Origin of the sequence: Marivirga atlantica (genome assembly GCF_016734805.1) — a bacterium.
In the GTDB taxonomy this organism is placed as follows: domain Bacteria; phylum Bacteroidota; class Bacteroidia; order Cytophagales; family Cyclobacteriaceae; genus Marivirga; species Marivirga atlantica.
Window position 1 is genome coordinate 1557475 of sequence record NZ_JAERQG010000001.1, and the last position, 26800, is coordinate 1584274.

Sequence of the window (26800 nt, forward strand, 5' to 3'; positions counted from 1 at the left end):
AGGTCTGGCATTTGCCAAACCTCTTTCACTTGACTTAATCTACTACACTTACCAAATCTTCTTTTGGCTTACGTACTTTCTTTAAGTTTACTAACCAATCGTTGTCAGCATCTCTGTAGCCTATAGGTAACATCACACAACTCTTTAATCCTTTGTCTTCTAATTTTAGGATTTTATCCAGAGCGTCAGTATCGAAGCCTTCCATAGGCGTACTATCAACACCTTCAAATGCAGCTGCGGAAAGTGCTTGAGAAAATGCGATATAAGCTTGCCTTGCAGCATGATTGAAATTCTCTTCTGATGACCTTTTCGGATAATGACCGAGTAATTGCTGGCGGTAATTCTCCCAACCTTCATTTTTGAAACCTCTCACTTCATTTACCAAATCAAACATATAGTTGATGCGATCTTCTGTGTAATTATCCCAAGCTGCAAAAACCAATAGGTGTGAGCAATCAGAAACGACAGACTGGTTCCAGGCAATCTTCCTGATTTCGTCTTTTACCTCTTGATTGGTAACAACGATAATTTCAAAAGGCTGTAAACCGCTTGATGTTGGGGCCAGAGAAGCAGCCTCAATGATATTATCTAGTTTCTCCTGTGATACTTTTTCGCCATTCATGGCTTTTGTGGCATAACGCCAGTTTAACTTATCTAATAATTCCATATAGAATTTTATGTTGAAAATTGAACATCGAACACCAGAGAATTTCTGATGTCAATAAATTTGAAATATGATTTATAAATAGACTATTGTTTTGGTTTGCTCAGTGCATCCATCCATTTACAGAGTGTATTTTTAAGCTGATTCACTTCTTCTGCTGACATGTTTTCAGATGACACGGCAGCTAATAAATTGTGCGGTATTTCTGCAGCTTCATTTTTCAAAGCACTGCCTTTCTTGGTCAATTCAATAATGACAGTCCTTTCATCTTGCTCAGATCTTTTCCTTTGCAATAGTGATTGGCTTTCCATACGCTTCAGTAAAGGTGAAACTGTATTGGTGTTGAGCAATAATTTCCTCGTAATATGATTGATGGATACCCCATCATTTTCCCACAAAACAAGCATCACCAAATACTGAGGATAGGTTAATCCCAGTGGCTCAAGGTATGGCTGGTAGGCCTGTGTTATTAGCCGTGAGACTGAATAAATCGGGAAGCATAACTGATTTTCCAGTAATAACTCTGGTTTATCCATTACTATTAAGTTTTCTGTTTCTCCATGCCTTCCATGCGCCTGAGGACCACAAGGCCCAAACTACTAATACTGGCTGAAAGAATAACCTGATTAATCTAGCACTGTCAGAGTTGAGTGCGCCAAAAGCATCTTCGCCATCTAGGTATTGAGATATGTTTCCAGGGAAGATTAATATGAAAAATATCGCTAATGCCCAACCAGCATAGACCCGCTGCTGCTTCCATAATAATAAGGCACTTCCTAAAATGATTTCCACAATTCCTGATAGGATAACCACCAGGTCTTTTTCCAAAGGAACCCAGTCGGGCACCTGCGCCTGAAAATCTACCCGATTGAAGGACAAATGACTCACACCTGCGTAAATCATAAATAGCGCTAGTAAGATTCTAAAAATGTTCTGTGCTGTGCTTGTTTTAATATAGTGTTGCATAAATATCGTTTACAATTATATCGTGTACGATACAAATGTAAAAATGGTTTTGCGTTTTACCTAATTTTATCTAAAGCTTAGCTTTAGCAACAAACTTTTTATATCTAAATGGTAATCTATGTGCTTTCAAGTGATGTTTAATCATTCGGTAGGAGTTACTATACCATCCCTGTATTGTTCTTTTTTAAGGTTTACAAGTATTTCATGAAGCGTTTCAGCTGCAAGGCCGTGAAGCACTAAATTATATGCTGCTCTGTAAGAGGTTGTTGGCACCATTGGGTGTTTGTTGTTCACTAAGCCTAAGTGAGAGGGTGTTCCTAGAATCTGAGCTGTATAAATGGCAATGGTCTCATCTAACTGTAGAGAGTTTGTGGCTCTAACAAAATCGTTTGCTGTAAGGAATAATTGATAAAAAGGAGTGAATAACTCTATTGAAGATCTTAGATCCAATATATTGCTCCATCTGTTAGGGAATTCAATATGATCAAATTGATCTTCACTAATCATTTGAGTATTGAGCTTCTCTACCTTTTTTATGATCACATCCTTTTCTTTAAGCTGTTTATTAAGCTTGATAACAAAGTTGTAAAGGTTGAGGTCGTGGTTGAGAAAAAGATCTTCCTTAACATCATTAAAGTCACGTGGCTTTAAAGGACTAGTAGTCAATTCAACGCCTTCAATATTTCCTGCTATAAACTGCAGAATCTCACTTCCAACATGAAAATGTCTAAAAATTAACAGGTTGGCATTAGGGCTAACAAAATTTTTCAATCCCCAGGCAAGTATTCTGTGTAATAGTCTTGATGAATTAAATAACTTCGGAAAGAAGAATTTAAAGATGTGTATAAAAAACATAGTAATCTTCGACCAGAAGGTGATCAAGGGCAGCAGATACCTTACTGAGCGAGAGTTATTATCTGCTAATAGGGCCTGTTTTGTTGTTTTATTTATAGGTACACTATTATCAAGGTACAAAGCTAACCAGGGATTAGGGTCTCTGGTATCATGCGTAAACTCTTCAAAGGATTTTGAGCTCATCTTTTTAATCGTTTAATAATTACCTAGTTCTTCAAGCTGCATTTTATACAAATGGGCAGTTATTTTTGCTGTTTTAACTATCTTTTTTGCCAAGTGCTCATTCATATAGGGATGCTCTAGTGCTCGTTCCAGATTTTCAAAATGTTTTTCATCAGCCACACCATGGTAGGTGAAAAATGACACTTGATCGTCAGTTAAGCCCAGCTGGCTTTGGATCATTTCACCCCAATAAGCAGCAAGACGTTTGCCTATGCCCTCAATAATGAACATAGCACCTAAAAGATCAACAGGATTAGGTTTGCTTGCCTGCTGAAACATAAAAGCACTGAGCGCTGCGCTGCCAATATTTTTTTCACCAGTCTGGATAGCTGATAGTGGCTCGCCCAGGTTCTGGTAATTTTTTTCCAGCATTTGATAATCCTTATGCTCAGCAGCAGTGTGTTTGATAAAGGCTGAGCGTAACTCAAATATTTCAATATCAATGTTGGATGCTGCCCTGGAAATCCATTGAGAGCCATCTATTACCTGCTGTCTTAAATCATGAAGAAGTAATTTATATTCTTCTTTGGTTAAAGTGCCTGCATGAATTCTTTTTATGATAGGCACCTTCAAGAGGTCTCTTTCGAATTCTATCCAGATTTGAGATAATTGTCTTACAAGCCACTCTGATAATTCATTTGTTTTGATATTCAGCCTTGGTGCTTTTATCTCTCTAAAGGGGAAAGACTTTTGCTCTTTTTTATCATCAATAATCACTTTTAGTTGCATAAATGAAGTGATAAACCTTCCGCTTTCAGGAACCATGCACAAAATGGTATCACCATTTTTAAGTTTGTTGGAGTACATTAATTCTTCCAGCATAATAAATATAGAAGCTGCTCCGGTATTCCCTTTAGTGGTGAGGTTGCTAAACCATTTTTCGTCAGCAATGGCGCCACCACCTTTTATCATTAATTCTTTAATAGGTGCTTTAAAATATTCTGATGAGTAATGACAGCAGAGCCAATCTATGTCAGCCACTTTGATTAGGCCTTTATCAATTAATTCAAAATAGTGTGCTACCCCTGTTTTTACTACATCATTGAGTAATCGAATATCCTGTTTTAAGTTGATAGTGCCTTTTTCTGATGCAGAGCTGTAATCAGGATAGTCGAGCCAGGTGATTTCATGCTCATCTTTGTTGCTGTTTTTTCCTGTGTACATACACAAAGGGAATTTATGAGCATAAGATTTTATTTCAATCCAGTCTATTTTTAAGGAAACTCCGGTTGTGTTGGCTTTATTCTCAATCACAAATGCTCCGGCACCATCTGATAACATCCAACGCAAAAACTCTGTATCGAATGGTATGGAGCTGAGCTTCTGTGCTTCAAACCTACTGGCTTTAAACAAACGACTGGCTAAATCACTACCTACGCAGACAGCATTTTCCTTTTCTCCGCTTTTGAGCTGGACGAATACATCTTTTAATGCCATTATACCACTGGCGCAAACACTCTGAAAACTGGCTAATTCACAGGCGTTGAAATCCAGTTGGGCATGTACCATGCTTGCAAATCCGGGGATTGGTAAATCACCCTGAGTGGTACCTGTGGCTAATAACTCAATGTCTTTATCACTTAGTTTACTTTTACTCAGAGCCGCTTTTATAGCTTCAGCAGCTAGTTCGGTATTTAAATGTGTAGTTTTTTGTTTTTTGTCAATGGCAAAATAGCGTGTTTCAATTCCATTCTGTTTTAAGATTCGTTCTTTCACACTGCTTTTTTTACCATTAATTAGCCCCAAATATTCTTCAATTTGACTATTGTCTATCTTTTCGTTTGGCAAAAAACTACCGGCACTTGTTATAAAAACCTCATTCATTTTTTACGTTGATTTATTTTTGGGATTATTAGCTTATGTAGTTTATCCATAATGCCTGATGCAAAGCCATAATGATTTGCAAATTTAAAATGATGTGCATTATGCTTTGATCCAAACAGGCGCCAGCTTGGTCCTTTTCCATTGCCAAACCTATAATTACAATGTCCTGCAAAATTTAAAAGAATGCTTACCAGAGGATATAAAAAGATAGCCACAGCCGACAGCGGAATAAAAACAGCTATAGTTAATGGTACTGTGCTCAATAATAAAGCCTCGAACCAATGAAAACTATAAACAGCAAATACTGTAGGTACTTTAGAATGATGATGAATTTTATGCACACGCTTCATGAAGAATGGCAGATGCATAACTCTGTGTACTATAAAGAAATGAATTTCATTCCAGATGGTTAATATAATAATGCCTACCATGATGTTAATAAAACTATTAGGCAAAAGCAGTATGGCACCTTGTCTTTTAAGATATATTAGAAGTAAAGCGGATAAGCCAAAAATAAAGATGGATTGAATAGAGTGTTTAATCTCAAAAAGCAGCTGTGTTTTTGGAATAGACTGTTTTATTATTTTCTGCAATAAGTCCTGCTTCTCAAGTTGTTTGCAGACATATAAAAATACAGGAGCTAAACCGAAATACAAAAAATAGAAATAGGCGATAACCACCAAGTATATTTGTAGGTATGAGTAATTGTATATAATATTTGTGATATGCTGATTAAACATACTTAGCACTCATTTATGGATAAAAGGGTTTTAGGTTTTTATTTCCTATATAAATAAGGTTGTTAAGACACTTGATTAACGCCATTAGTTGTACTTGCATTGTTTTCTTTCAGTTAACGGAAATTAAAGACATCTCAATTACGGCTTAAAGATGAGAATTAAGCTTTAAATTAGCGATCAGATAATTATTCTATTTATGAAGTACTACATCATAGCAGGCGAGCGCTCTGGCGATTTACATGGTGGCAATTTAATAAAGTCATTAAAGCAGCAGGATGATTCCGCAGAAATACGATGCTGGGGAGGCGATGAAATGCAGGCAGCCGGAGGTGATTTAGTAGTACATTATAAAGAGATGGCTTTTATGGGGTTTCTTGAAGTGGTTACCAATTTGGGGACTATCAGGAAACGCATTAAATTCTGTAAGAAAGATATCAAGGCTTTTGCTCCTGATGCACTCATATTGATTGATTATGCAGGTTTCAATATGCGAATGGCTAAGTTTGCTAACAGCATCGGCATACCTGTCCATTATTATATTTCTCCTAAAATATGGGCTTGGAATCAGAAGCGTGCTTATAAAATCAAACGCTTTGTAGATCATATGTATGTAATACTGCCTTTTGAGAAGGAGTTTTATAAGAAGTTTGATTACCAAGTAGACTATGTAGGTAATCCCTTATTAGATGCCATCAGGCAATTCAAACCTGAGCCTGATTTTAAAAGCCAGTTTCCGGGTAAACCCATTATAGCCATATTACCGGGCAGCAGAAAGCAGGAAGTTCAAACCATGCTCAGCAAGTTAAGTAGCCTGATTAATGATTATCCTGATTATCATTTTGTGGTGGCTGGCGTGAGCAATTTAGATCAGACATTGTACAAAGAAGTAGCACAAAAGTCAGCTTGCTCCTTGGTTTTTGACAAAGCATATGATGTGCTCCATATAGCCACTGCTGCATTGGTTACTTCTGGGACGGCCACATTGGAGACGGCACTATTTGAAGTACCACAGGTAGTTTGTTATGAAACCAGCAATATATCCTACCAAATAGGGAAGCGCGTTATTAAGGTTGATTACATCTCATTGGTGAACCTGATCATGGGTAAGGAAGTGGTGAAAGAGCTTATCCAGACTGATTTTAATACTGAAACGCTCAAAAGGGAGTTAGACCTTATACTTCCTTCTGGTACTAAAAGATCAACTATTGAGGCCGACTATAAAGCCTTGAAAGTTCTAATGGGTGACGATAACACCTCCGATAAAACAGCTCAGTTGATAGTAGAAAGGGTGAGAGAAGACTAGCTATTAACTACTTAAAATATTGTAGGATATCTACACATAAGAAGTCTTTATTCAGTGCTCTGGATAAAGTAAACAATTGATCTCTCAAATCAACTTCTGTAATTTCGTTTAGTCTTTCCGAGAAATCATTAAATCCCTGATAATAAAGATGCTGACCTTTGTATCAACAATTAATGAAACAGTAAAAAACGAGAAGGACAACATGAAAAAAGTAGCTATTATTACAGGAGCAAGTTCAGGTATGGGTAAGTCCACTGCCTTTAAATTGAACGCAAAGGGATATAAAGTTTATGGTATGGCAAGACGTACCGATAAAATGGATGATCTTAAAGCAAAAGGCATGGAAGTGGTTTCGCTTGATCTCACCAAAGATGATACCATTGTAGAGGCAGTGAATACCGTTATCGAAAAAGAAGGGCGAATAGATGTATTGATTAATAATGCAGGTTATGGCTCTTATGGAGCAGTAGAAGAAGTACCCATTGAAGAAGCAAAAAGACAATTTGAAGTTAACATATTTGGTTTAGCACGAATAACGCAATTGGTGATACCAAAAATGAGAGAACAAAAGTCTGGAAGAATTGTGAATATTTCTTCTATGGGTGGTAAAATTTATACGCCTTTTGGCGCCTGGTATCATGCAACAAAGTTTGCACTTGAAGGGTGGAGTGATTGTTTACGAATTGAATTGAAGCCTTTTGGAATTGATGTCGTAATTGTTGAACCGGGAGGTATACAAACTGAATGGGGTGATATTGCAATGGAAAATCTGAACAAAGTATCAGGTAACGGACCTTATGCTCCTCTAGTTAATAAGGTAATTTCGGCTTCAGGCAAGAATAAAGACAAATTAACCGAAGTGAGTGTATTAGGCGAAGAGATTGCAAAAGCAGCCAGCACTAAAAAACCTAAAACGAGGTACCTGAAAGGATTTTTAGCGAAGCCATTAGTAACGATGAGAAAATGGTTGGGTGATAGTACTTTTGACAAGATTCTCATGAGCCAAATGAAATAAATAAGCATGGTAAAAGAATTGATAATAGACTCAATCAGTCAGGCTCATCAACTTATGGGGCTGGCTGCTCCTAAGCATCCATTAGTTTCAGTAGTAAAAATTGCAGATTTTAAGTCGGCAATGGATTTTAAAGGAGTTCGGGTAATCAATAACCTATATCAGATTACACTTAAAGAGTTAGGATGTGGAAATTTAATGTACGGTAAAAACTCTTACGATTATGAGGAAGGCACTTTAGTGTTTACTTCTCCCGGGCAGGTAACCGCTTTTGAAGGTGAGCTGCCATCTGATAGCGATAATACTAAGGGGTGGACTTTGGCCTTTCATCCTGATTTGATTCGAAAATCAGGCCTGGCTGATAAAATTAGCCACTATTCATTTTTCAGCTATGAAGTAAATGAGGCGCTTCACCTTTCAGAGGAAGAGTTAAAAACTATTGAAGAACTACTGGATAAAATAGAGAAAGAGTACAGCCAGAACATAGATAAACATAGTCAGAATTTAATTATTTCAAATATTGAATTACTATTAGACTATTGCACCAGATTCTACGATCGACAGTTTTATACCCGATCTAACCTGAACCTTGATTATGTTTCGAAATTTGAGAAGCTGTTAAAAAGATATTACGAGACAGAAGAGATTGATGAAAAAGGTTTGCCTAGTGTTCAATACTTAGCAAAAGAATTGAATTTCTCTTCAAACTACCTGAGTGATTTGCTCAAAAAGGAAACTGGAAAGACAGCTCAGGAGCATATTCACTTATTTGTAATCGAAAAGGCTAAAAATAAACTTTTAAACTCTAAAAGCTCAATTAGTGAAATCGGTTATGCGCTCGGATTCGAATATCCACAACATTTCAGCAACCTGTTTAAAGCAAAGACAGGGTTTAGCCCGAAAGAATATAGGAATTTGAATTAAAAAAATACCTCAAAAGGTAGAAAGCAAGAGCGGTTCAAGTTTACACCTGAACCGCTCTTTTGTTTTAATGTATTATCTTACTATTGGAAGTGAGCAAGCGCACTAACAGTATAGTGAAAACTTAAAATATAATGCAAGAACTACTTTTTAACTTTATATCAAAATATGTTGATTTAACTGAAGAAGAAAAGAATGCCATGACTTCTTTAGATGTATTCCGGTCATTTAAGAAAGGAACAATTTTATTAGAAGCAGGACAAAAATCAGATCAGGGGTATTTTGTTCTAAAAGGTTGTATACGAGTATATTATATGATGGAGGGGGAAGAAAAAACAACTGCTTTCTATACAGAAATGGAGGGTTTAACTCCTCAATGCGTAATAAATAAAGACTATTCAGAATATTATATAAGCTGTGTAGAAGATACAATACTGACCGTGGCTAATCCTGATATGGACGCTGAAATGTTTAGTAAGTTCCCTAAGTTTGAATCACTTTGCAGAGTACTTTCAGAAGAACTCTTGGCTAAGGAACAACTCAGTTTTAACACGTTTAAAACTTCGTCTCCAGAAAAGCGGTACCTAAATTTGTTAGAAAAAAGACCGGATTTAGTGCAACGTGTTCCACAACATCAGTTGGCTAGTTATTTGGGTATTAAGCCTCAATCATTAAGTAGAATAAGAGCCAGGATAGTTGAAAAAAATCGATATTCAGATTCATTTCTTAACTAAAGTGAATGAATTCAGCTAATACGACAATTTACTTTTGCTATATCAACTAACATCAATGAGAGAGATATGCAAAAGAGAATTCTAAGGATTAGCCTTATCCTTATTTTGACAACTAGTTTACAAGTGAGTGCCCAGTATTCCAAGAATGATAGTTCTTTCAGAAAACATTTTATTGGCAGCACCCTGTTTATGTTAGGAAATTTTTCCACCGTCAACAGGCCTGATTTTGTGCAGTTAAACTATGGTTACCGTCTTACGGGCAAAGATGCCATTTCTATAGAGTTAAAAACCTGGAAATATGCCTGGTCTCTTGGAATACCTTACGGAGAATCATTTCAGGCACCGGAAGAGAAATTTCCCGGATATATTCGAGAATATGGCTTCGCTTTGACTTATCAGAGATTTATGTGGAAGGGACTATATGCAGGCATTCATGTTATGAATGCCTGGCAGAAATTTGTGAATGAAGATGGACAGAATATTGATAATGGATTTCAGATTTTCAACACCTATAGGCTGGGGTATCATTTTAAGCTATTTAAAGATAGATTCTTTATTGAGCCGTCTATGGCTATTACACACCGTCCGTTTCATACAGAAATGCCTGATGGGTTTAAACAAATAGATGATAAGTGGCCGAAAATTTTCATTGGAGAGCCAGGGCTACATTTTGGATATAAATTCTAAAGCTAAATTTCTATAGCCATTACCTCTGTTCTTTCTTTTAAGGTTTAAATCCGTGCTATTGTGGCCGACTATAAAGCTTTGAAAATAATGATAATACTTCTCATAAAACAGCTCAGTTGATTACGGAAAGAGTAAGTAAGGACTGACCTCCAGCTACTTAAAATATATGGTAGATATACCTGATGACTATATCTTAATATCTGGTTGGATATATACTTAAGGTTTTTATATTCGGGTTTTAGAGTGAATTAGACTACTATAGAAAATACTTATATGAAATTAACTTTAACCATATTCTTACAATTGACATTGGCCTTTTCTTGTCTTTGTCAACAATTGTCAAAATACAAAGATATCATCAATCTAGATAGTGACTATGAGGTGACAAAGTCAAATCTAGATGAGCTAAAAGGTGAAAATTTGAGTAAATTTTGGATTAATAATCCATCTGAAAGACGGCTTGGCTTTATAGGTAAAAATTATCTACGACTACATATAAAATTTTTGTCAATAATTAAAAACCCTAAAGATTCTCTTGAATATCTCGTATACGGTAAGAGCATGGTGAATGAAAATATTTGTGATTTTCAGGGTGTGATAAAAGTGATGGAGTCGTATTATTTTATTTCAGAAGACTTCCCATATAACAGATACGGAATTCTTGCAGGGCAATATGAATTCTATGAAAACAGTGGTTCTTCAAGTGCAGGAATATTTAGGGGCCGCTTTACAACTAATTGGTACAAAAACGAAGAAGGTAGTTTAACCTATAACGATCGATGGAGTGTATCAGCGATGTATAATAACAATCAATTTGCAGGCGATTGGACAAAATATGGTAGCAGCAATAAACTTACTGCAAACTGGGGTGATAGTAGAATACCTTTATCAGGTGACTTAGATGTAGGGTCTAGTGAATTCCGACCGGCTGATAAGTATTCATCTAATGGTTGGTTAATATTTCTGATTGCGAACGGTGCAAGTCCTGATAAAATGAATATTGAAGGTGCTAGAAAAACAGAAAATCTTGAATGGTGGAAATAGAAACTTACTCTAAAATTCTTTTACCCTATTTGCTTTCTCCTTAATGGCGGCATCATCAACGGACTGACCTAGTATTTTAGTACTCAAAAGCTTTTCACACCATCCAATCAAATCAAGTATATGGCATTAGCGGGCGGATATGCTTGCAGATAGGCTAATTTTTACTAATCCACCGGACTTATTGTAGTATGACCATTTCATCTCTTTCTCTCAGCCTACCTTGTTGTAGAATGCATAAATTGTTTAGTTTAGCTTTTCATCGCTGACATCAGCAAAATTTTTTAAGTGGTTTTATGACCATCCAAATTAACCAACAAGAGAAATAATACTGAATGAACAAGCTTCTTAGATTCGCAATACCAATACTCTTACTTATAAGCAGTTTAACAAACACCATTTCAGCACAAGTTGACAAGAGCATACAATTAGTTACTAATGAAACAATAGAGAAAACCATCTCTGCTGAAGAAAGCCATACCTATACTGCCGAATTAGAAAATGGTATGGCCATCATTGGGAAAGTCACTCAGAAAGGAATAGACCTAGTGATAGATGTATATAAGCCTAATGGCCAGTTATTACAACAAATTGATAGCCCAAATGGAATAGGTGGAGATGAACCGTTTGATATTACAGCCAATCAATCAGGCCTGTACAAATTTGCTATTCATTCTCTAGATCCGGAAGCTAATAAAGGAAATTATACGCTGAAAGTAAATCGGATATTAAGTTTGTCTGAAAACACTAAACGTATTACCAAAAAGGAGCTTCCAACAGAAACCTTATACAATTTATGGGAAGCCTCATTAACCGATAGTACTGTCATTGACAAATTCATTGATAATCAACCCGAGCAGCATATTATTGAGTCAATTGATGAAAATAATACCGATATGCTAGTCACCTATTTTTGTATACCAAATGATAATACAGATTATGTCATGTTAAGTGGTGGTCCTGATTTCTTGGGATTGCGTTTTCAGCGGTTGCCAAATACTAAGCTTCATTTTGTCACACAAAGAGTACCTAAAGATGCTCGGTTCAATTATGGGTTCAATTATTTTAATCTGGATAAAGCCGGGCCAAATGGCGAGATTGAGTCTCGGAGTATGCAGCATGCCTATGATGGCACATTAGAAATGCCAAATGCACCTAAGCAGCCATATATCACCGACAGAGAAAATGTAGAGAATGGGACATTGCTCGTTACATCTATTGAGAGTGAAATCCTTAGCGAAGAAAGAAAAATCACAGTACATGCACCTGCAAATTATAATGCTTCCAAGCCGCATAATCTTCTAATCATTTTTGATGGAGAATCCTATGGAGCAAGACCAAATCGTTGGTCAAGAATACCAACACCTACTATCATGGATAACCTTTTGGACGAAGACAAAATTACTCCAACTGTTACTGTTCTGCTTTGGTCAATGGGTAAAAGAAGTAGTGATTTGATAAGTGAAGCTTTTGGCGATTTTATAGCAAAAGAACTTATTCCCTGGGCGCGCTCAGCATATAATATTGATACTGATGCCGATAAAGTTATTCTTGCGGGCTCCAGTCGGGGAGGTTTTGCTGCAAGTTTTATTGCATTTAGGCATTCAGATGTAATCGGAAATGTACTTTCACAATCAGGCTCCTATTGGATAAAAGGAACTGAGGATGAAAATCATTGGATCTATCCGGAAGATAACGGGAAACTCATTGACTTATATAAACAGAGTGAACGATTGCCTATCAAATTCTATATGGATATCGGGCTGTATGATGCTGGTGCATCCATGCTCGGAATGAATAGGCAGTTTCGGGATATACTCGAAGTAAAAGGCTATGAAGTAGATTATCGTGAATTTAAAGGAGGACACAATTATGTAAATTGGCGAGGCACACTTTCAGATGGATTAATATCCTTAATTGGTGAAAAGTAAAATCTGAAGTTTTATAATTATTGTTTCACTATCTCATCACATATGATGGATATTCATGGAAAGAAAACTTTTAACAGTGAAATATGCTAAAAACCAGAAACTTATAGCCAATCTAGAAATTCATCCCATGACTGAAAGTCATAGGATGAATAGTTTAGCCATATAATTTCTGAAACTATTTTAAAGCTAACTTTATTCTAATTGTTTATATTGGTAAAAACTGAATGTCATGATAACAAAAGAAAAGCTTAAAGAAGAAATTGATAAGTTTCCTAATGAAGAAATTTCTGTTGATGAATTAATAGATCATTTGATTTTTATTGAAAAATTAGAAGGGAGGATAAAATTATCTGAGGAAGGTAAAAACGTGATTTCTAATGATGTTCTAAAAGAAGAAATCTCTAAGTGGTCGAAATAATATGGCTTGAGGAAGCCAGGTTGGATTTAAAAGATATTTTTGATTATATCTCTCGTGAATCTAAGAGGTATGCCCAACGTCAGGTTGATAAAATTTTTGAACGCGCTCAGCTATATTAACACATATCAATTCAGGAAAAATTGTTGAGGGAATTGGCCAGTTAGAAATCCGTGAACTAATAGAAGGCAATTATAGAATAGTTTACCGAATTATAGATAAAGAAAAAGTTCATATTCTTCTTGTACACCATGGAGCGAGAGATTTAACCAAGAGATTAGAAAGTTAATAAATATATAAGCACATAAAAATTCATCCCATGACTTGAAGTCATAGGATGAATAAATAAGGTTTTCTATTTAACTTCTATTACTAAGTAGTTAGAGTCTTTCCAGAAAGCATCTTTATCAAGAATTTTCAGGCGCTCAGCTTTATCTCCTCCAACAAACTCATAGCTATCTTTCGGGTGATTACTTATAAGCTTAGCTTCTCTGTTATTCAATTCAATAGCATCAAGATTCTCTTTATTAGCCTTGTTGAACAGCTGAGTAGGTGCATTGGCATTCACAATTTTCACCTTGCCTAAACCTATAAAACCACCTTCTTTGTTAATGATTTCTTTTTCTTGTAAATCCTTAGATTCACCTACATAATAATACACTCTGTTAAGTGTGCTTCTCAAATCTGCCGCTACGGAAATCTGTTCATCTAATGCTTGCCCCATATCTGACAACTGTCTTTCTAAAGAAGTACGGATTTCCATCAATTCCTCTTCTTTTTGTACCAGTTTTTGGCTGGCTTCTTTTAGCTTTCTATCAAGCTCTAATATTTCCTCACTTTGTGCACCTGATTGTTTTCTCAGCTGATTAAGGTTTTTATCGAGCATCAGAATTTTTTGACGAGAAGCCTGCATCATATCCTGAATATTGCTAATGCGTGCTTTAATGCTTTTAGCAGTTGTCTCATCGTCCTTCAGCTCGGCTTTTAATTCGTTAACCTCCCTTTGGTTACTGGCAATTTCTGCAAGGGTTTCGTCAATCTCGTCCAAAGTTGCTTCATAAGAAGTTACGCTTGTGCTTAGCTGCTCAGAGCCGCTTTGCAGCTTTTGGGTTACAGCTTCCAGTGAGTCAACTTTAGCTTTCAGTTGTGCATTTTCCTCTTTTAGTTTTTGCGTACAACCAGTGGCTACTAAGAAACTGGCTAATGCAATTGAAAAAGATTTTAGGATTCTAGATTTCATAGTATTGGTTTTTGTGTTTGGTTTAGGATTACGCTTATTGATGAAAATAGTTGATTTTCAGGTGCTAAACAATCAAATTAAATAAAATAGAAGCTGTTAAATATTTATTACAGATTCCTTACATCAAGCAAAGGTTCGTCAAAATCATCAATATGTGATAGTATGTAGAAATATTTTTCTGCAACTTCATGCTCATTACTTAATTGTTCATCCTCTTTTAGGCTGATAAACCGATCGACACTGCTGAATGAATCTTTAGTTGTATTCCTAATTTGTGTTTGCATTTGTGTATCTACCACTCCTGGGGCTACTGCAAATATTTTAAAGTGATTTTCTTCAATTTTATTCTCATCAAATGCTACTCTTGTAGCCATATCTAAAGCGGCCTTGGAAGCGCAATAGCCAGACCAACCATCTACAGCTTTTTTACCGGCTCCAGAGCTGATGTTAATGATAATTTTTTCACCTGAAAAGTCTCTTAAGGTTTTCATAAACTCATTCATCAAAATCATAGGGCTGGAAACGTTCAAATCCATCAATTGACTAATAGATGAGTTATCGATATTTCCCATATGGTTGACATCACCAAGTGTTCCAGCATTATTGATTAGCACTATTCTGTCATAATTTGACTTATTGGAATAAAGCTTTTCACTTAGGCTTGCGGCCTCAGATGGATTGCTTAAATCAGCTGTTAAAGCAGTATATTGATCATTTTGTATACTATGTGTTCTGCTTATACCAATTACGTTGTGGTCTTTATCTTCAAGAGCTTTCTCGGCTAAACCACGACCAATTCCTTTGCTGGCTCCGGTGATTATAAAAAGTGATTTCATCTTAATTAGCTTTTATTTATTCAAACAAAAAATCCCACTTATGTGGGATTTGAAATTTATAAAATGTAGTGACTTAAGTCTTTATTCTTGATGAGCCCAGCTAATCGTTCCTGCACCATTTCTTTGGTGACTACGATTTTAGCATTAGCACCAATTTTGTCAGGAACATCAAATAATAAGTCATTCAATAATTTACTCATTACAGTATGTAGCCTTCTGGCACCTATGTTTTCTACCTCTTCATTAATGGTAAACGCCATTGAAGCTATTTCTTCAAGCGCATCATCGTTGAAAACCAAATCCACTTCCTCAGATTTTAATAAGGCTGTATACTGCTTTGTTAAAGCATTTTTTGGTTCCTGAAGGATAAGTAGGAAATCTTCTTTTGTGAGGCTGTTTAATTCAACTCTGATCGGGAATCTGCCTTGAAGTTCAGGAATTAAATCTGATGGCTTACTTACATGAAATGCACCTGCAGCTAAGAAAAGTATATGATCTGTATGGATGATGCCATATTTAGTATTTACTGCGCTACCTTCTACTATTGGTAGTAAATCACGCTGAACACCTTCACGGCTAACATCACCACCAGAGCTGTTACTTCCACTTTTAGCAATTTTATCAATCTCATCAATAAAGATCATACCGGTGTTTTCTGCCTTTCTGATGGCTTCATCTTTCACCTCATCCATATCGATGAGTTTTGAAGATTCTTCTTCCAATAAAAGCTTTCTTGCCTCGGCTATAGTCACCTTTCTGCGCTTATTCTTCTTAGGCATCATGTTATTCAGCATGTCCTGGATATTAATCATAGAACTTTCATCCATCATGCCACCACCAACTACGCCCATTCCATTACCCGAAGGAGCCTTTACATTAATGTCAATTTTTCTATCTTCCAGCTCCCCATTCTGCAGTTTTTCTCTGAAGCGTTCTCTGGTTTTCTGATTAAGCTCATAGTCATTTTGTGGAACGCCATCGTCAGCCGTGGTGCTCACAGGCTTGTTGTTTGTGCTTTTCATTGGAGGAATAAGCGCATCAAGAATGATGTCTTCAACAACTGCTGCAGCTTTTTCTTTCACCTCTTCCTTTTTGGCTGCCTTCACCAAATTTACGGACTGTTCTACAAGGTCACGCACCATGCTTTCAACATCACGGCCTACATAACCCACTTCCGTAAATTTGGAAGCTTCTACCTTAGTAAATGGCGCATCGGCAATTCTGGCTAGTCTTCTGGCAATTTCAGTTTTACCGACACCTGTAGCCCCAATCATTAGGATGTTGTTAGGAACGATTTCACCCTGAATGTCTTCAGGTGTATTCATTCTTCTCCAACGGTTTCTCAGCGCAATGGCTACATTTCTTTTTGCATCGCCCTGGCCGATAATGTATTTGTCTAATTCCTGAACTATTTCTTTAGGAGTAAGGAAGTTATTTTTATTCATACTCATTATTCTTTGTTTATCCTCAAAAGAGGATTATGATTTCTTCTTAATAAAATGATTAAAGTTAGTGCCCAAAGTTATGAAGTGGGCGGAACCACCTACTTGGTATATCGCATTAGAGTATGCAAGGTTTAGCTTCTTCGTGTTAATTAACAAACCAAAGGTAAAACCACCTGCCCCGGCAACTTGTTCACCACGAAGTGATTGTCTCAACAAATGATTATATCCGGCTCTAATATTGATGCTTTTGCCAAGTAAGATCTCCGTACCTACTGTTATGTGTTGAAATATTTTATCAAAAGTTGATGGAGCATTTTCAGTAACTTCAATAAAGGCATTATTGGTGGTTGCTTCATCTATAGGTTCGAAATAGCTTAAGTCATATTGGTAAAGTCTGTTAGCAGTTAAACTAAAGCGAAAAGGCATGAACTCCGGTTTAAATGTTCCACCTAATTGTATATCGAATGGGAGAGGTCTGTCTTCATCAGGATTCTTTTTTAAATAAAAGCCTGCATTTTTTATAACAAGCCCAATGTTTAAGTCCTGCTCGGGGTGGCTATAAACACCTCCTAAATCTAATAACAAAGCCGATTGTTGATTCCCTGGTAGCTGTGAGCCTGCCAATTTAAGGGTCGCTCCATAGTTAAATATCCCTTGCTTTTTGCTATGACTAAGGCTGATGTTGTAATTGCTGGCTGAAAAGCTACCTTCTGCATTGCCAGTGTTGTCATATCCATCAAATTGACCAAAGCTCTGGAAATAAACTCCTAAGTTAAAAATCCCCGCTTCTTCAAAGTTTCTGGCATAATTTAATTGTGTATTAAAAATCCCTGCCAAATAAGGAGAGATTGTTAACGAAATATCTCCATCCATTTCAGGAAGTAATAAGGCAGGGTTCTGATTGACCATGTTCAAATCCTCACCGGCACTCACATTAACAGTACCCAAGCCGCCTACTTTAGCATGATTGGGGGTTTCCAGAAATTCAAAAGTACGTTTACCACCAATTTGACCATAGACCAAACCGGTGGTGAAACTTAGTATAATAAGTACAAGTACTTTCTTCGTCATTCGATAGCTTAAACAGTGGCTTCTTTCTTCTCCTCAGAGTCGAAAGCAAACTTAATAGGATTTTTGATTTTCTCCTTGAGTAATGCAATATCCAGCACTTCGCTCACTGTATCAACGTAATGAATGTTTAAACCTTTTATGTACTGTTCATCAATTTCGTCAATATCCTTTTTATTCCGCTCGCAAAGAATTACATCTTTAATGCCGGCTCTTTTGGCGGCAAGTATTTTTTCTTTTAAACCGCCAATTGGCAGCACTTTACCACGCAAGGTTATCTCACCCGTCATGGCCAGTTTATCTTTCACTTTACGTTGTGTATAGATAGAAGCCAAAGAGGTAATCATGGCAATACCCGCTGATGGCCCATCTTTAGGAACTGCTCCTGCCGGCACGTGGATATGTAAATCGTAGTGATCAAAAGTTTTGTAATGGATGCCTAATTGATCTGCATGAGACTTTAAGTAGGAAAGAGCTGTTACGGCTGACTCCTTCATCACATCGCCCAATTGACCAGATAATGTAAGTTTACCTTTTCCGCGGCTTAAGCTAGATTCAATAAAAAGAATTTCTCCGCCTACCTGCGTCCAGGCTAAACCTGTTACCACGCCTGCGGTCTTGTTGTCCTGATATATTTCTTTTACAAAAACCTCAGCACCCAGGATTTTCACTACATCCTCTACCTCAATTTTTTTGTTGTAATCCTCTTCCATGGCAATAGATTTGGCCACAAATCGGATTACCTTACCTATCCTTCTCTCCAGGTTTCTAACGCCTGATTCTCTGGTATAATCTTCTATTATTTTGGAGATGGCTGCTTTACTGAAGCTTATGTCTTTGGTTTTAAGTCCGTGATCTTTTCTTTGCTTTGGTATTAGGTGTTTCTTGGCAATCTGAATTTTTTCTTCAAGCGTATAACCTGATACTTCAATCACTTCCATTCTATCCCTTAAAGCAGGATGGATAGTGTCTAATGAGTTAGCAGTAGCTACGAATAAAACTTTTGATAAATCATAGTCAACTTCCAGGTAATTGTCTTGGAAACTATCATTTTGCTCAGGGTCTAAAACTTCTAAGAGAGCTGAAGAAGGATCACCTCTGAAGTCTGAGTTAACCTTGTCTATTTCATCTAAAATATAAACAGGATTACTGCTTTGGCCTTTCTTCATATTCTGAATCACTTTACCAGGCATTGCTCCTACATAAGTTTTTCTATGACCTCTGATCTCTGCTTCATCGTGCACACCACCTAATGACATGCGGACGTATTTTCTACCCAAAGACTCAGCTATGGATTTTCCTAAAGAAGTTTTACCAACTCCCGGAGGTCCATAAAGGCAAAGTATAGGTGCCTTCATGTCATTCTTAAGCTTTAACACTGCGAGATATTCGATAATACGCTCTTTTACCTTGTCAAGACCAAAGTGGTCTTTGTCCAAAATCTTCTTGGCGTGCTTTAAATCGAAGTTATCTTCAGTGAATTCATTCCATGGTAAATCAACCAGGAACTCAGCATAATTCATTGCTACAGGGTATTCAGCCGCCTGTGGATTTATACGAGATAATTTATCAAGCTCTTTTTCAAAATGTTTTTTTACCGCTTCAGGCCATTTTTTCTTCTCACCTTTGGCTCTTAAGTTCTCAATTTCCTGATCGGGAGAATCCTGACCTAACTCATCCTGCAAAATTTTAATTTGCTGTCTTAGGAAGTAGTCGCGCTGCTGCTGATCAATATCAGTATGCACCTTTTTATGAATTTCATTCTTTAGCTCCAGCATCTGGATGTCCTTAAGCATATACTCTAACAAAAGAGTAGCGCGCTCCTTGGCATCCGTTTTCTCTAATAATTTCTGCTTCTTAGCTACTTCAGCATTGATGTTAGAGGACAGAAAGTGTGTTAAGAAATTAGGATTCTCTATATTGTCAAGCGCCACCTGAGCTTCCTGAGGTATTTCAGGATTCAGCTTCATAATTTTGCTGGCGGCTTCCTTCAATGATTGAATTACCGCTTTGCTTGCCTTGTGATTGGCATTAAGCTCTTCATCATCAAGCTCTTTGTAAGTAGCCTCTAAATAAGGATCTTCCTGTAAAATATCACCTAAACCAAATTTCTGCTTTCCTTGAATAATAATGGTCGTGTTACCGTCCGGCAGTACAATCATCTTTAAAATTCTGGCAACAGTACCAATTTTGTAGATGTCATCCTTTCCAGGATCTTCTACTTTATTGTTTGACTGAGCCACTACACCTATGATACGATCGCCTTTATAGGCTTTTTTAACCAGTTTAATAGATTTTTGCCTTCCTACTGTAATTGGAATTACTACTCCGGGAAATAAAACTGTATTTCTGATAGGAAGAATAGGGAGCTTGTCAGGAAGCTCATCCTCACGCATGCTATTTTCTTCATCTGTAGAAATAAGCTGTATTAACTCACCTGTCTCATCATCATTCACCTCTGAGAAAAAGCTTGCATTTTTAAATATAGAATCCATAAAGTATTTTTATCGCTATTAGCCAAAATGGCATATAATATCTTAATTGAGCTTTGTAAATTTCGACTTGTGCAATTTTCAATAGTTATGCCAAAAAAATATTACATACTATTGTGAAGCTTTTTGCGTATTTTATGCATTATTTAACGAACATGGTAATAATATACTGACATTATTACCGTAAAACTATCAATTTGTCTTGAAGTACATTTTACTCGTTTTTAGCCTTTCACTGATAACTATACATTCAATAAACGCGCAGTACAATGATGCGGCCGGTTTATCTAAAAAGGAGGCTCACGCACTTTTTCCTTTTTACTTTCCCAATATCAACGAAGTAAATTACTATAAGGATGATGCAACGCTGGAAAAAATAAACAAAGCGAGGGCCAACCAAAAATGGGAGAAGCTCAAGGAATTACTAACTGATTATGTACAGCAGTTTGGCGTAGAGAATTTTTATAAAGATACACAGCTGATTTGGCAGTTAGCAAAGCTTGAGGAATTATATGGCGATTTGGAATCTGCTAAAACACTGTATCGAATAGCACTGAAACACCATCAGTCTAATATTGACTTAAAGCAAATAGAGATATTCCTTGATTCGGTAAAAATGGAGCAAACCAAGGATTATGTACCCATTGATTATTATTACGAATTAGTGGATTTTAGAAAGGCTATTGATACGCTCGTGCCTCCCCGAGGTGTTTTATTAAGTATGGGGAAAGCTATTAATTCTAATCTAGCGGATTACGGCCCAGCGCTAACACTTGATAACAACACCCTTATATTTACCTCGCAGAGGGATATAACTGGTAATTTTTTTAGCTCTGACAGAAATGAAGATCTATACCTGACGCATAGAAGGTACGGACAATGGGAGCAGGCCAAACCTATCAAAGGAATTAACACACCTTACAATGAAGGCTCAGCTACTTTGAATTCAACAGGCGACACCATTTATTTTGCTCGCTGTGAAAGCCCGGATGGTTTCGGCAATTGTGATTTATACATGAGCTATTTGCAAGAAGATAGCACTTGGTCCAAGGCAGCTAATCTGGGTCCTAATATTAATTCACGTGCATGGGATTCTCATCCAAGTTTATCAATAAATGGCGATAGCTTGTTTTTCGCATCCGATAGGATAGGAGGGTTTGGCCTGTCTGACATTTACCTTTCCGTTAAAGATGAAGATGGTAGCTGGGCCAGAGCAAGAAATTTAGGACCAATAATCAATACCAGGGCTAATGAGGTGAGCCCATTCAAGCATCCTCGCTATCCTATTTTATATTTTAGTTCTAATGGGCACCTGCTCAACTTTGGAGGTTTTGATATTTACAAGGCACCTGCTAAAAGCTTTTTGTGGGAGGAACCTAAAAACATAGGGCCGCTTATCAATAATGAAGGGAATGAATATTACTTTACCATTGATTCACAATCGAAGGATCTGTTTTATGCAGGTTCTGCTTCGTTAAGAAATAATAATCTTGACCTTTTCTCTTTTCCGCTACCAATGGAAGCACAACCGGAGGCTACTACAAGGGTAAGCGGAACTGTAACAGATACAGTTTCAGGAGTTCCCTTTAGAGGTATAGTCTCAATAATTGATGTAGAGAATGGTATAGAGATAGCACCAAAATTCACCAGAGAAGATGGTAGCTACGAATTCGATTTGATAAATAACACCAACTACATCATGGTAGTGCAGGCTGACAAGCTGTTTAAAATTGAAGAAATGTTCTTTCTGGATGGAGATACTGTAATCAATAAAAATGTGGATCCACTGGCTAGTAAAATTAGGTTTAAATCGATAGAGTTTGAAGAAAACTCAGCTAAACTGAGGCCTGATATGTATGCCGATTTGGATAAAGTAGTGGATTTTCTTCTGGATTATCCTGAGTTCAAGCTTAAGATTACAGGGCATACAGATTCATCTGGAGATGAAAGAAGAAACAAATCTTTATCACAAGAAAGGGCTGATGCCATTAGGGATTATATCATCATGCTACACCCGATAGAGCCTGAACGAGTAAATGCTATTGGTTACGGCAATACAATGCCTATTGTGAAAGATGAGCAAACTGATGACGACAGGCGACTCAATAGGAGAGTGGAGTTCGAAATCTTTAGACCAAAGTCTGACTAACCTTCAAATCACTGAGCTGCTTGTTACTAAACGATTTTACAAAGTCCAGAAATACGTCAAGGTCATTTTTTGTGGTAGCCATTCCAACAGAAACCCTTGTGGCTCCACGCATTTTTTTAAGAAAGGCTATCATATCCTCATAATTGCCTTTGTCTCTTGATAAGAAATAATTTGAGAGCTCATCATTGGTGAGGCAATTGTTTATTTCATCAATACCTGGATTGCAAAAACAACCTGAACGAATAGATATATTCTGCTCATTGGCCATTTCCTCGAAAAATTCAAAAGGGATGAGATGACCTTCTTCATCAAAAATATTTAAGATAAGGTTAGAGCCACTTTTGTTTCTGTCCTTAGGTCCGAAAATCTTTACTATTTCTTTGCCGTTATCGTGCCTCAATTTAGTTAGACCAGTAAATAGGTAATGCATCAAACTGCTGGTTCGCTCATTTAACCTTTCCATTCCTACCTCTTCCATAAATTCTAATCCTGTTTTAATGGCCGGAATATCCAGATAATTAATAGTGCCATTCTCAAATCGTTCATGGTTTTCGGCTAAATAATGATAGGGTGCACCAACACCAACCAGAGTAACGGTACCACCTGCAAACCAAGGCTTAATTAGCTTGTTGAATTTAGATTTCTTTACAAATAAACAGCCTAAGCCGGTTGGGTAGCCGAATATCTTATAAAAGGAAATAGATACATAATCAGGTTGAATTTCCTTTAAATCTAATTTATTTGTTGGTACATAAGCAGCCGCATCTAACAGTACATCCCAACCATTTTCTTGTGCACTTTTTATCCAGCTTAAGTCATGCTTTACACCTGAAACGTTCGATTGAGCAGGAAAAGCGAATAACTTGTTCCTGGCAGGAGAGCTACTCGTTAATAAGTCTGAAAGAAGCTCTTTATTTATTTGTAAATCTTCATACTGTATTTTAGCATACTGGAATTTTCCGTCCTTTCTTTGACAGTATTCTCTTATACCATTAACAGAATTATGATTGTCAGCTAACAAAAGGAAAGATCCATCTTGCTCGAAGGGATAACATTCCCCAATAATTTTCAATGCGCCTGAAGCATTTTGAGTAAATATACAATGGTAATCGGAAGCGTTGAAAAATGAAATAACCTTTTCACGGGCCTCATTTACTAGTTGAGTTGCTTTCTGAGAACTGGGATTACTCGAATGAGGATTGCCTAATACGTTTTTTGAAAGCAAATTGAAGTGCTTATCTAATAAACTTTGTGCATATAAATTACCACCCGTATAATCCAGGTAAACATGTTTCTTATCTGCTAATCTGCTGAATTCATTTTTGGCAAGATTCTCAAAAAATGCTTCATGTTGTAAGTCTGGATTTATTGCTAGCATAGTTTATTTATCTTATGATCATAAAGATACTATTTATGATAAATATTAAATAAATAAACAGCAAAATCCTATTTTACATTAAGCTGATACTTCCAGTTTGTTGCTAAAACTGATGGTGAATTTTGAGCCTTTATTAGGTTTGCTTTCAACATTAATAGAACCACCCAAACTGGTAACATGTGTATGTACTAAATAAAGTCCTATGCCTTTACTGTCGTTGTTTTTGTGAAAAGTTTGATGCAGGCCAAAGAGTTTGTCTTTTACACTTTTCATATCCATTCCTAGTCCTTTATCTTCAAATACTAGCTTAGTTGTTTCTCCTTCCTTAAAACTGTATATGAATATTTCAGGCTTGGTATTCGGTTGAGCATATTTTACAGCGTTTGAAACCATATTTAGGAAAATACTCTGAAGATAGTCAGTATTGAAGTTGACTGAAGGTGCCTTTTCAAAATTGGTTTTAACCACCGCCTTTGAAGATTCAATCATATTTCTAATCGAAAATAAAGTTTCAGTCCAGCAGTCTTTGAAGTCAATACTTTCTATTTCAACCTGAGTAAGATTAGTATGCTTTAAATCTTCAATATAGCTGTTTATACTGCTTTTTAATTTTAATACAGCCTGTTCTAATAACTTGAATAGCTTGTTAACTTTTGTATTTGCCTCAATATCAGTTTGAATAAGGTTAATGATAGAAATGAGATTATCAATAGGAGGTCTTAAATCATGTGCGGTAGTGTATGATAAGTTTTTGTATTTCTCGTTTGCTGTGGTCAGTTCGGTTATATGATCATTTACCTGAAGGTCTATTCTTTTCTTTTCTGTAATGTCCTTAGCTACGGCAAAAATAATTTTGTTTTCTGGGCAAGCTTTGGCAGTCCATGATAACCAAACAGTATCGCCATTTTTTGTTAAATACTTGTTTTCAAAATTTTTGATGAATTTTCCTTTAGTAAGTGACGCGCGCGCTTCAGTTGTTTGCTTCACGTCATCCGGATGCACAAAGCTGTTAACAGGTCGGGCATAGAGCTCGGCTGTGTCGTAACCAAGTAGATTAACGACTGAGCTATTGACCTTTTTGAAAAATCCATCGAAACTGACTATACAGAATAAGTCAGGTGAAAGCTCAAACAGGTCCTCATAATTATAATTCTTGTCCCCCATAAGAATTTGAATTTTAAGGTGATAGTTTTCAGAAACTTACAGAAGTTTATTGAAATGTTGTAGTGTAGCAGTTAGAATGTTGTAATATTCTATGTTATTTACTATCAGATATGAATATTTTAATAATGATGGGCTTTTGAAGTCATAAAAATGAATAAACTGTTAGATTTTTACAACATGACTTTGTTTAATGATTTATAGTTACTTATAAACAAACAAATGTACGTTTGTAGTAATTATTAAAGCAATAATGTTGTTCTGTTTCTAATCAGAAATATTGTATTATTTCAATTCTAATAACACTACATTTTCTACATGATGCGTTTGTGGAAACATATCTACAGGCTGTACTTTAGCTACCCTATACTTTACATCTAAAAGTGCTAAGTCACGGGCTTGAGTAGCAGGGTTACAGCTTACATAAACTATTTTCTTAGCTGAAATACTCAATAACATATTGACTACATCAGGGTGCATACCCGCTCTTGGTGGATCAGTAATAATCACATCAGGCTTACCATGCTTGTTCAGGAAATCTTGAGTGAGCATGTCTTTCATGTCTCCAGCAAAGAATTCCGTATTATCGATGTTATTAATTGATGAATTCACTTTGGCATCTTCAATTGCCTCGGGTACATATTCAACCCCAATTACTTTACTGGCAGTTTTGGCTACAAAGTTGGCAATTGTTCCCGTACCTGTGTATAAATCGTAAACTAGCTCGTTTCCTGAAAGATTAGCAAAATCACGTGTTACTTTATAAAGCTCGTACGCTTGTAATGAGTTAGTTTGATAAAATGATTTAGGACCAATTTTGAATTGTAATCCTTCCATCTGTTCCAAAATATAATCTCTTCCGTGATAGGTAATAACTTCTTGATCATGGAAGGTTTCATTTCCTTTCTGATTGATGATGTAAAGCAAAGAGGTTATTCCCGGGAAGCTCGTTTTTAAATGATCCATCATTAGGTTTAACCAGTCCTCATTAGGTTCAGCTACCTGAAGAATAACCATTAGTTCACCAATTGAGCTGGTCCTTATGATGAGGTTTCTTAAGAAGCCTGTTTGCTTAACTAAATCGAAATGAGTGATTTCGTGCTTTTGGGCAAATTCATAAACGCTATTTCTTATGGCATTAGATGAGTCGGTTTGCAAAAAGCATTTGTCAATTTGTACGATTTTGTCAAAGCGCTTGGGAACATGAAATCCAAGAGCATTATTATCAAAGGCTTTACCCGAATCAATTTGTTCTCTTGTTAACCATCTGTTGTTAGAGAAGGTGAACTCTAATTTATTTCTATAGAAAGTAGTTTCCTTTGAGCCAAGAATAGGTTTAATTTCAGGTAAATCTACCTTTGCAATTCTTTCTAATGCATCAACGACCTGTTGCTGTTTAAAACCCAATTGATCTTGATAACTCAAATGTTGCCATTTGCATCCTCCGCAAACGCCATAATGTTCGCAAAATGGTTCAACCCTGATGTCAGATTTTTTATGAAATTTAATTGGACGACCTTCCAGAAAGTTCTTTTTCTTGCGGTATACTTGTACATCTACCACATCGCCTGGAGCTGTGCCTTCTACAAACACTACCTTATCATCATAATAACCTAATGCTTTACCTTCTGCTGCAATTTTCTCTATTGACAGGCTCTCGATATTCGGATGTCTTTTTCTTGCCATAGCTGGCAAAATTAAGGCATATTTTACGAT

Annotated in this window: 25 protein-coding genes; 11 read left to right on the forward strand and 14 right to left on the reverse strand. The window is 36.5% G+C overall.

Going from position 1 to position 26800, the window contains the following annotated elements; genetic code table 11:
* Positions 1-34: 34 nt before the first annotated feature.
* The 6 genes from JKP34_RS07075 to JKP34_RS07100 all read right to left on the reverse strand — a co-directional run bounded on the left by JKP34_RS07075 (position 35) and on the right by JKP34_RS07100 (position 5124).
* Positions 35-667, reverse strand: a complete 633-nt coding sequence (locus JKP34_RS07075) for an NAD(P)H-dependent oxidoreductase (RefSeq protein WP_201919111.1) — start codon at positions 665-667, stop codon at positions 35-37.
* Positions 668-750: 83 nt separating this feature from the next.
* Complete coding sequence (locus tag JKP34_RS07080) at positions 751-1200, reverse strand: MarR family winged helix-turn-helix transcriptional regulator (RefSeq protein WP_201919113.1); 450 nt, start codon at positions 1198-1200, stop codon at positions 751-753.
* Entirely contained in the window at positions 1193-1630 is a 438-nt protein-coding gene (locus JKP34_RS07085; RefSeq protein ID WP_201919115.1) for a DoxX family protein, read from the reverse strand. Before JKP34_RS07085 ends, JKP34_RS07080 begins: the two co-directional genes overlap by 8 nt.
* Positions 1631-1771: 141 nt before the next feature.
* Entirely contained in the window at positions 1772-2668 is an 897-nt protein-coding gene (locus JKP34_RS07090) for a DUF6999 family protein (protein ID WP_201919118.1), read from the reverse strand.
* Positions 2669-2680: 12 nt separating this feature from the next.
* Positions 2681-4531 carry a 3-oxoacyl-[acyl-carrier-protein] synthase III C-terminal domain-containing protein gene (locus tag JKP34_RS07095; RefSeq protein WP_201919120.1) on the reverse strand — a complete coding sequence of 617 codons (1851 nt, stop codon included), beginning with the start codon at positions 4529-4531 and terminating at the stop codon, positions 2681-2683.
* Positions 4528-5124, reverse strand: coding sequence for a sterol desaturase family protein (locus JKP34_RS07100; protein WP_236664909.1), 597 nt, complete (start codon positions 5122-5124; stop codon positions 4528-4530). The genes JKP34_RS07095 and JKP34_RS07100 overlap by 4 nt, the downstream gene beginning before the upstream one ends.
* A gap of 343 nt (positions 5125-5467) precedes the next feature.
* Between JKP34_RS07100 and lpxB the strand changes: the two genes are divergently transcribed.
* The 10 genes from lpxB to JKP34_RS18430 all read left to right on the forward strand — a co-directional run bounded on the left by lpxB (position 5468) and on the right by JKP34_RS18430 (position 13604).
* Positions 5468-6574 carry a lipid-A-disaccharide synthase gene (gene lpxB, locus JKP34_RS07105; RefSeq protein ID WP_201919122.1) on the forward strand — a complete coding sequence of 369 codons (1107 nt, stop codon included), beginning with the start codon at positions 5468-5470 and terminating at the stop codon, positions 6572-6574.
* A gap of 148 nt (positions 6575-6722) precedes the next feature.
* Complete coding sequence (locus JKP34_RS07110; RefSeq protein ID WP_236664910.1) at positions 6723-7589, forward strand: oxidoreductase; 867 nt, start codon at positions 6723-6725, stop codon at positions 7587-7589.
* 6 nt (positions 7590-7595) lie between these two features.
* Entirely contained in the window at positions 7596-8510 is a 915-nt protein-coding gene (locus tag JKP34_RS07115) for a helix-turn-helix domain-containing protein (RefSeq protein ID WP_201919124.1), read from the forward strand.
* 131 nt (positions 8511-8641) lie between these two features.
* On the forward strand, positions 8642-9241 hold the full coding sequence (locus JKP34_RS07120; protein ID WP_201919127.1) for a Crp/Fnr family transcriptional regulator: 600 nt from the start codon (positions 8642-8644) through the stop codon (positions 9239-9241).
* Positions 9242-9307: 66 nt separating this feature from the next.
* Positions 9308-9928, forward strand: coding sequence for a hypothetical protein (locus tag JKP34_RS07125; RefSeq protein WP_201919129.1), 621 nt, complete (start codon positions 9308-9310; stop codon positions 9926-9928).
* A gap of 273 nt (positions 9929-10201) precedes the next feature.
* Entirely contained in the window at positions 10202-10972 is a 771-nt protein-coding gene (locus JKP34_RS07130; protein ID WP_201919130.1) for a hypothetical protein, read from the forward strand.
* A gap of 332 nt (positions 10973-11304) precedes the next feature.
* A complete protein-coding gene (locus JKP34_RS07135; RefSeq protein ID WP_201919132.1) occupies positions 11305-12900 on the forward strand; it encodes an alpha/beta hydrolase in 1596 nt (531 codons plus the stop codon).
* Positions 12901-13129: 229 nt separating this feature from the next.
* Positions 13130-13318: a hypothetical protein gene (locus tag JKP34_RS07140; protein WP_201919134.1), complete on the forward strand. Its 189-nt coding sequence runs from the start codon at positions 13130-13132 to the stop codon at positions 13316-13318.
* Complete coding sequence (locus JKP34_RS18425; protein WP_201919136.1) at positions 13306-13437, forward strand: type II toxin-antitoxin system RelE/ParE family toxin; 132 nt, start codon at positions 13306-13308, stop codon at positions 13435-13437. The genes JKP34_RS07140 and JKP34_RS18425 overlap by 13 nt, the downstream gene beginning before the upstream one ends.
* Before the next feature lie 20 nt (positions 13438-13457).
* Positions 13458-13604: a type II toxin-antitoxin system RelE/ParE family toxin gene (locus tag JKP34_RS18430; protein WP_394368663.1), complete on the forward strand. Its 147-nt coding sequence runs from the start codon at positions 13458-13460 to the stop codon at positions 13602-13604.
* Positions 13605-13670: 66 nt separating this feature from the next.
* Here the strand turns inward: JKP34_RS18430 and JKP34_RS07155 are convergent, their stop codons facing one another.
* The 5 genes from JKP34_RS07155 to lon all read right to left on the reverse strand — a co-directional run bounded on the left by JKP34_RS07155 (position 13671) and on the right by lon (position 20399).
* A complete protein-coding gene (locus tag JKP34_RS07155) occupies positions 13671-14555 on the reverse strand; it encodes a Cbp1 family collagen-binding glycoprotein adhesin (RefSeq protein ID WP_201919138.1) in 885 nt (294 codons plus the stop codon).
* Positions 14556-14662: 107 nt separating this feature from the next.
* Entirely contained in the window at positions 14663-15391 is a 729-nt protein-coding gene (locus JKP34_RS07160) for an SDR family NAD(P)-dependent oxidoreductase (protein WP_201919140.1), read from the reverse strand.
* A 56-nt stretch (positions 15392-15447) separates the two neighbouring features.
* Positions 15448-16836, reverse strand: a complete 1389-nt coding sequence (hslU, locus tag JKP34_RS07165; protein WP_201919142.1) for an ATP-dependent protease ATPase subunit HslU — start codon at positions 16834-16836, stop codon at positions 15448-15450.
* Positions 16837-16869: 33 nt separating this feature from the next.
* Positions 16870-17907: a type IX secretion system protein PorQ gene (porQ, locus tag JKP34_RS07170; RefSeq protein ID WP_201919145.1), complete on the reverse strand. Its 1038-nt coding sequence runs from the start codon at positions 17905-17907 to the stop codon at positions 16870-16872.
* A gap of 8 nt (positions 17908-17915) precedes the next feature.
* Positions 17916-20399: an endopeptidase La gene (gene lon / locus JKP34_RS07175; protein ID WP_201919146.1), complete on the reverse strand. Its 2484-nt coding sequence runs from the start codon at positions 20397-20399 to the stop codon at positions 17916-17918.
* A gap of 199 nt (positions 20400-20598) precedes the next feature.
* On the opposite strand from lon, the gene JKP34_RS07180 reads away from it, so the two are divergent.
* Positions 20599-22545 carry an OmpA family protein gene (locus JKP34_RS07180; protein ID WP_236664911.1) on the forward strand — a complete coding sequence of 649 codons (1947 nt, stop codon included), beginning with the start codon at positions 20599-20601 and terminating at the stop codon, positions 22543-22545.
* Here the strand turns inward: JKP34_RS07180 and JKP34_RS07185 are convergent.
* The 3 genes from JKP34_RS07185 to rlmD form a co-directional block, all read right to left on the reverse strand.
* Positions 22526-23923 carry an aminotransferase class V-fold PLP-dependent enzyme gene (locus tag JKP34_RS07185; protein ID WP_201919149.1) on the reverse strand — a complete coding sequence of 466 codons (1398 nt, stop codon included), beginning with the start codon at positions 23921-23923 and terminating at the stop codon, positions 22526-22528. The two genes, JKP34_RS07180 and JKP34_RS07185, sit on opposite strands and share 20 nt — an antisense overlap.
* A gap of 78 nt (positions 23924-24001) precedes the next feature.
* Complete coding sequence (locus tag JKP34_RS07190) at positions 24002-25087, reverse strand: PAS domain-containing sensor histidine kinase (RefSeq protein WP_201919151.1); 1086 nt, start codon at positions 25085-25087, stop codon at positions 24002-24004.
* 282 nt (positions 25088-25369) lie between these two features.
* Positions 25370-26770: a 23S rRNA (uracil(1939)-C(5))-methyltransferase RlmD gene (rlmD, locus tag JKP34_RS07195; RefSeq protein ID WP_201919153.1), complete on the reverse strand. Its 1401-nt coding sequence runs from the start codon at positions 26768-26770 to the stop codon at positions 25370-25372.
* Positions 26771-26800 lie beyond the last annotated feature (30 nt).

Excerpts from the sequence above, each read along its gene's own strand:
- rlmD (WP_201919153.1), bottom strand. The coding sequence starts at position 26,770 with ATGGCAAGAAAAAGACATCCGAATATCGAGAGCCTGTCAATAGAGAAA.
- JKP34_RS07120 (WP_201919127.1), top strand. The coding sequence starts at position 8,642 with ATGCAAGAACTACTTTTTAACTTTATATCAAAATATGTTGATTTAACT.
- JKP34_RS07130 (WP_201919130.1), top strand. The coding sequence starts at position 10,202 with ATGAAATTAACTTTAACCATATTCTTACAATTGACATTGGCCTTTTCT.
- porQ (WP_201919145.1), bottom strand. The coding sequence starts at position 17,907 with ATGACGAAGAAAGTACTTGTACTTATTATACTAAGTTTCACCACCGGT.
- JKP34_RS07080 (WP_201919113.1), bottom strand. The coding sequence starts at position 1,200 with ATGGATAAACCAGAGTTATTACTGGAAAATCAGTTATGCTTCCCGATT.
- JKP34_RS07095 (WP_201919120.1), bottom strand. The coding sequence starts at position 4,531 with ATGAATGAGGTTTTTATAACAAGTGCCGGTAGTTTTTTGCCAAACGAA.
- JKP34_RS07115 (WP_201919124.1), top strand. The coding sequence starts at position 7,596 with ATGGTAAAAGAATTGATAATAGACTCAATCAGTCAGGCTCATCAACTT.
- hslU (WP_201919142.1), bottom strand. The coding sequence starts at position 16,836 with ATGAATAAAAATAACTTCCTTACTCCTAAAGAAATAGTTCAGGAATTA.
- JKP34_RS07110 (WP_236664910.1), top strand. The coding sequence starts at position 6,723 with ATGCTGACCTTTGTATCAACAATTAATGAAACAGTAAAAAACGAGAAG.
- JKP34_RS07160 (WP_201919140.1), bottom strand. The coding sequence starts at position 15,391 with ATGAAATCACTTTTTATAATCACCGGAGCCAGCAAAGGAATTGGTCGT.
- JKP34_RS07155 (WP_201919138.1), bottom strand. The coding sequence starts at position 14,555 with ATGAAATCTAGAATCCTAAAATCTTTTTCAATTGCATTAGCCAGTTTC.
- lon (WP_201919146.1), bottom strand. The coding sequence starts at position 20,399 with ATGGATTCTATATTTAAAAATGCAAGCTTTTTCTCAGAGGTGAATGAT.
- JKP34_RS07140 (WP_201919134.1), top strand. The coding sequence starts at position 13,130 with ATGATAACAAAAGAAAAGCTTAAAGAAGAAATTGATAAGTTTCCTAAT.
- JKP34_RS07185 (WP_201919149.1), bottom strand. The coding sequence starts at position 23,923 with ATGCTAGCAATAAATCCAGACTTACAACATGAAGCATTTTTTGAGAAT.
- JKP34_RS07135 (WP_201919132.1), top strand. The coding sequence starts at position 11,305 with ATGAACAAGCTTCTTAGATTCGCAATACCAATACTCTTACTTATAAGC.
- JKP34_RS07190 (WP_201919151.1), bottom strand. The coding sequence starts at position 25,087 with ATGGGGGACAAGAATTATAATTATGAGGACCTGTTTGAGCTTTCACCT.
- JKP34_RS07090 (WP_201919118.1), bottom strand. The coding sequence starts at position 2,668 with ATGAGCTCAAAATCCTTTGAAGAGTTTACGCATGATACCAGAGACCCT.
- JKP34_RS07075 (WP_201919111.1), bottom strand. The coding sequence starts at position 667 with ATGGAATTATTAGATAAGTTAAACTGGCGTTATGCCACAAAAGCCATG.
- JKP34_RS07085 (WP_201919115.1), bottom strand. The coding sequence starts at position 1,630 with ATGCAACACTATATTAAAACAAGCACAGCACAGAACATTTTTAGAATC.
- lpxB (WP_201919122.1), top strand. The coding sequence starts at position 5,468 with ATGAAGTACTACATCATAGCAGGCGAGCGCTCTGGCGATTTACATGGT.
- JKP34_RS07125 (WP_201919129.1), top strand. The coding sequence starts at position 9,308 with ATGCAAAAGAGAATTCTAAGGATTAGCCTTATCCTTATTTTGACAACT.